The organism is Mesorhizobium sp. M7A.F.Ca.ET.027.03.2.1 (assembly GCF_003999175.1).
GTDB lineage: Bacteria > Pseudomonadota > Alphaproteobacteria > Rhizobiales > Rhizobiaceae > Mesorhizobium.
The window spans coordinates 1-2,983 of sequence record NZ_RZOM01000784.1 but is presented as its reverse complement, the minus strand read 5'-3'; the positions used below and the strand labels follow the sequence as shown (position 1 = coordinate 2,983).

Here is a 2,983-nt window from a genome sequence, read left to right as displayed (position 1 = left end):
AAGGAATCCTGCTCGGGATCGTTGCTGAAATTGACGAAGGGCAGCACGGCTATCGATGGTTTGTCGGGCAGCGGCAAGGGTTTTCGCTTGGCCTCGCCGAGCTGTTCGACGGCCCCCGTGAAACGGTAGCCGACGCGCGGAACGGTGGATATCCATTCGCCGTTCTCGCCGACAGGACCAAGCAGCTTGCGCAACTGCGCGATCTGGACGGTGAGGTTGCCTTCCTCCACGGCCGTGCCCGGCCATGCAGCGTCCATCAACTCGGCCTTCCCCAAGATTTCACCGGGCCGCCCGACGAGTGCTGCAAGCAGGCTCAGCCCGCGATAGCCAACGGCAACGGGGACGTCGTTCCGAAGCAGCGTTCCCGCACCCGGATCAAGCACGAACGGACCAAAGGCAAAACGCGATCCCTGCATAGGCGCATCTATAGAGCAATTCCAGGAAAAGTGTGAAGCGGTTTTCTGTTCGGAATTGCGTCAAAACAAAGGGTTAGAGTAGTTTGCCGGTTCCGTGAGCCGGTGAACTGCTCTAGCTCGTTTGGAAGTTTTGAGAACTATTTGGGAGGGCTTAATTACGGCGCCGTCCGTATCGCGCAGAATTCAACCTCATCGAGAGCCCCAGGCCCTCAAACCATATGGAGGTTGCCATGACCAATACACTTGCATCAGCCCAGCGTTGTGCAGCGCGAGCGGGAACGCCCGTGCGGCCGGCATCGCGCCGGCTCCTGAAGACCCTGCGAAGCATCATAGCGAGTTGGCACGATCGGATCTGGCGCGAACGGATACGCTTTCGCTGGCAACTCAGGCAGATGTCGAAGGACAATCCGCATCTGATCGACGATATCGGCCTGACGATACAGCAGGTCGAGGGAGAGATCGCCAAGCCCTTCTGGGAACGATAGAGCGAATGCCGCAATTGCGTCGGGCGTCAGCGCACCGCCTCGCGATGGGCGCCCAAACCGAGGTCGCTTTGGGCGATATGCATCAGAGGGCATCCATATGTACGCCATTGGTAATCTGAGTGCAGCCGGGCAGGCCGAATTGCTCGGCCCACAGACATAGTGAACCTGCTGCTGCGTTGAGCGCCGCGCCGCGTTCTGTCAGCGAATAGACTACCTTCGCTGGAACCACGGAAAAGACCTTGCGGTCGACAAGGCCGTCCGCCTCCAGTTCTCGCAATTGTTGCGCCAGCATCTTTTCACTGATGCCAGAGAGCGCCTGCTTCAATCGACCAAATCTGCGCGACGCCGTTCCGAGCTCGCAAAGGATATCTACTTTCCACTTTCCTTCGACCATCCTGACGGCCGCTGCAAAGCCATTGTCCGCGGAATTGTTCATCGCGCGTTCCTTACCTTCTGGTGACCACTTACGCCCGGGTGCGTATCGCGCGCCGCTCGTTTTGACATACCTCTCAAGACGATCACAGCAAAACGCGGTCTGACGCCGCCAATTGATATGGAGTGTGGAATGAAGCTTTCAATCACGGTTATTGGAACGGGCCGTATGGGCTCGGCGCTCGCCGGCAGCCTGCTTCAGTCTGGATATCCGACGACTGTCTGGAACAGAACCAGACAGAAGACCGATCCACTCGCCAGGCTGGGCGCAATCGTCGCGTCCTCCGTGGAGGAAGCCGTGAACGCAGGCGAGATCATCATTGTGAATGTCAGCGACTATGAGGCGACAAAAGCGCTTCTCCACAGTGACGCCATCGCCTCAGCCATTCGCGGCAAGCTGATCGTGGAGTTGACTTCCGGGACGCCAAATGGCGCACGGGAAGCCGCTGAATGGTATAGGGAGCACGGCGCAAGCTACCTTGATGGCGCGATCATGGCGACGCCGGATTATATCGGCACGGACGCCGGAACCATCCTGCTTGCCGGGCCAAGGGCGGCTTTCGACACGAACCGCGATGTGTTTCGCGCTTTGGGTGGCAATGTTCAGCATGTTGGCGAAGAACCAGGGCGTGCGAACGGGCTCGATAGCGCACTACTGGCTCTCATGTGGGGCGCTCTGTTCGGGACGCTCCATGCGATCGCCGTGTCGCAGGCCGAAGAGATCGAACTCGGTGAACTGGCGCGGCAGTGGTCCGCGACGGCGCCGGTCATTGACGGCCTGGTGACCGACCTCATCAAGCGGACGAGCGCTGGCCGATTTGCCAGCGATAACGAAACGCTCTCGTCGATCTCGGCGCACCACGGCGCAATGCAGCATCTATTGGAGTTGATGCAGTTCCGCGAAATCGACCGTTCAATAGTCGATGGTTATGATGCGATATTCAAACGGGCCATAGCGGCGGGCCACCTGCACGATGATTTCGCCGCGCTCTCGCAATTTCTGGCGACAGGGAAGTAGCATGCCTTTGACGCATCTCATCGATAAGTATTGTGCATCGTGGTCCACCGAAAACGCCGAGAAGCGGCGGGCGTCGCTGTTATCGATCTTGAGCGATGGCGCGACGTATACCGATCCAACCGTTCACGCCGTTGGTGCCGAAGAACTTCTAGCCCACATTGCAGGAATTCAGAGCAAGTATCCGGGTGCATGCATTCTGCGGACCAGCAACGTGGATGTTCATCACGGCGTTGCGCGCTTCGCGTGGAAGTTTGTGATGCCTGACGGTTCGTCTTTGCCCGAGGGCCTGGACATCGCTTTTCTGGATGAGGAGCAGAAACGGATAACGCGCATCATTGGCTTCTTCGGTTTGTTGAAACCAGCTCGATCTCTGGCAGAGGGCGGCGTCAGCTAACCGGTCAAGAGCTGACATTCGAACATGTCAGCGCACCGCCTCGCGGTGGGCGCCGGGCAGGCGGGTGGCGATCAGCTTGTCGATGCGGCGGCCGTCGAGATCGACCACCTCGAAGCGCCAGCCCTGCGCGTCGACGCATTCGCCGGTCGCCGGCAGATGATGCATGTGCGATAGCACATAACCGGCGACGGTTTCGTAATCGCGGTTTTCCGGCAGGTCGATGCCGAGAATGTCGGCC

6 protein-coding genes are annotated in these 2,983 nt (G+C 59.1%); 3 read left to right on the top strand and 3 right to left on the bottom strand.

Annotated features, from left to right (window positions below; translation table 11 throughout):
* Positions 1-416, bottom strand: a 416-nt coding sequence (locus EN750_RS26810) for a transcriptional regulator (protein WP_145967936.1), incomplete at its 3' end; no start/stop codon positions are given.
* A gap of 230 nt (positions 417-646) precedes the next feature.
* Between EN750_RS26810 and EN750_RS26805 the strand changes: the two genes are divergently transcribed.
* Positions 647-901, top strand: coding sequence for a DUF1127 domain-containing protein (locus tag EN750_RS26805; protein ID WP_127398419.1), 255 nt, complete (start codon positions 647-649; stop codon positions 899-901).
* A gap of 82 nt (positions 902-983) precedes the next feature.
* On the opposite strand, the gene EN750_RS26800 is transcribed toward EN750_RS26805, so the two are convergent.
* Positions 984-1,337: a winged helix-turn-helix transcriptional regulator gene (locus tag EN750_RS26800; RefSeq protein ID WP_127270482.1), complete on the bottom strand. Its 354-nt coding sequence runs from the start codon at positions 1,335-1,337 to the stop codon at positions 984-986.
* Positions 1,338-1,466: 129 nt separating this feature from the next.
* Between EN750_RS26800 and EN750_RS26795 the strand changes: the two genes are divergently transcribed.
* Both EN750_RS26795 and EN750_RS26790 read left to right on the top strand, forming a co-directional pair.
* Positions 1,467-2,351, top strand: coding sequence for an NAD(P)-binding domain-containing protein (locus tag EN750_RS26795; RefSeq protein ID WP_127398417.1), 885 nt, complete (start codon positions 1,467-1,469; stop codon positions 2,349-2,351).
* 1 nt (position 2,352) lies between these two features.
* Entirely contained in the window at positions 2,353-2,745 is a 393-nt protein-coding gene (locus tag EN750_RS26790) for a nuclear transport factor 2 family protein (protein WP_127809565.1), read from the top strand.
* Between the two features lie 27 nt (positions 2,746-2,772).
* Here EN750_RS26790 and EN750_RS26785 read toward each other — a convergent pair.
* Positions 2,773-2,983: transporter associated domain-containing protein (locus tag EN750_RS26785; protein ID WP_281062330.1), on the bottom strand; the 211-nt coding region annotated here is incomplete at its 5' end.

Excerpts from the sequence above, each read along its gene's own strand:
- EN750_RS26795 (WP_127398417.1), top strand. The coding sequence starts at position 1,467 with ATGAAGCTTTCAATCACGGTTATTGGAACGGGCCGTATGGGCTCGGCG.
- EN750_RS26790 (WP_127809565.1), top strand. The coding sequence starts at position 2,353 with ATGCCTTTGACGCATCTCATCGATAAGTATTGTGCATCGTGGTCCACC.
- EN750_RS26805 (WP_127398419.1), top strand. The coding sequence starts at position 647 with ATGACCAATACACTTGCATCAGCCCAGCGTTGTGCAGCGCGAGCGGGA.
- EN750_RS26800 (WP_127270482.1), bottom strand. The coding sequence starts at position 1,337 with ATGAACAATTCCGCGGACAATGGCTTTGCAGCGGCCGTCAGGATGGTC.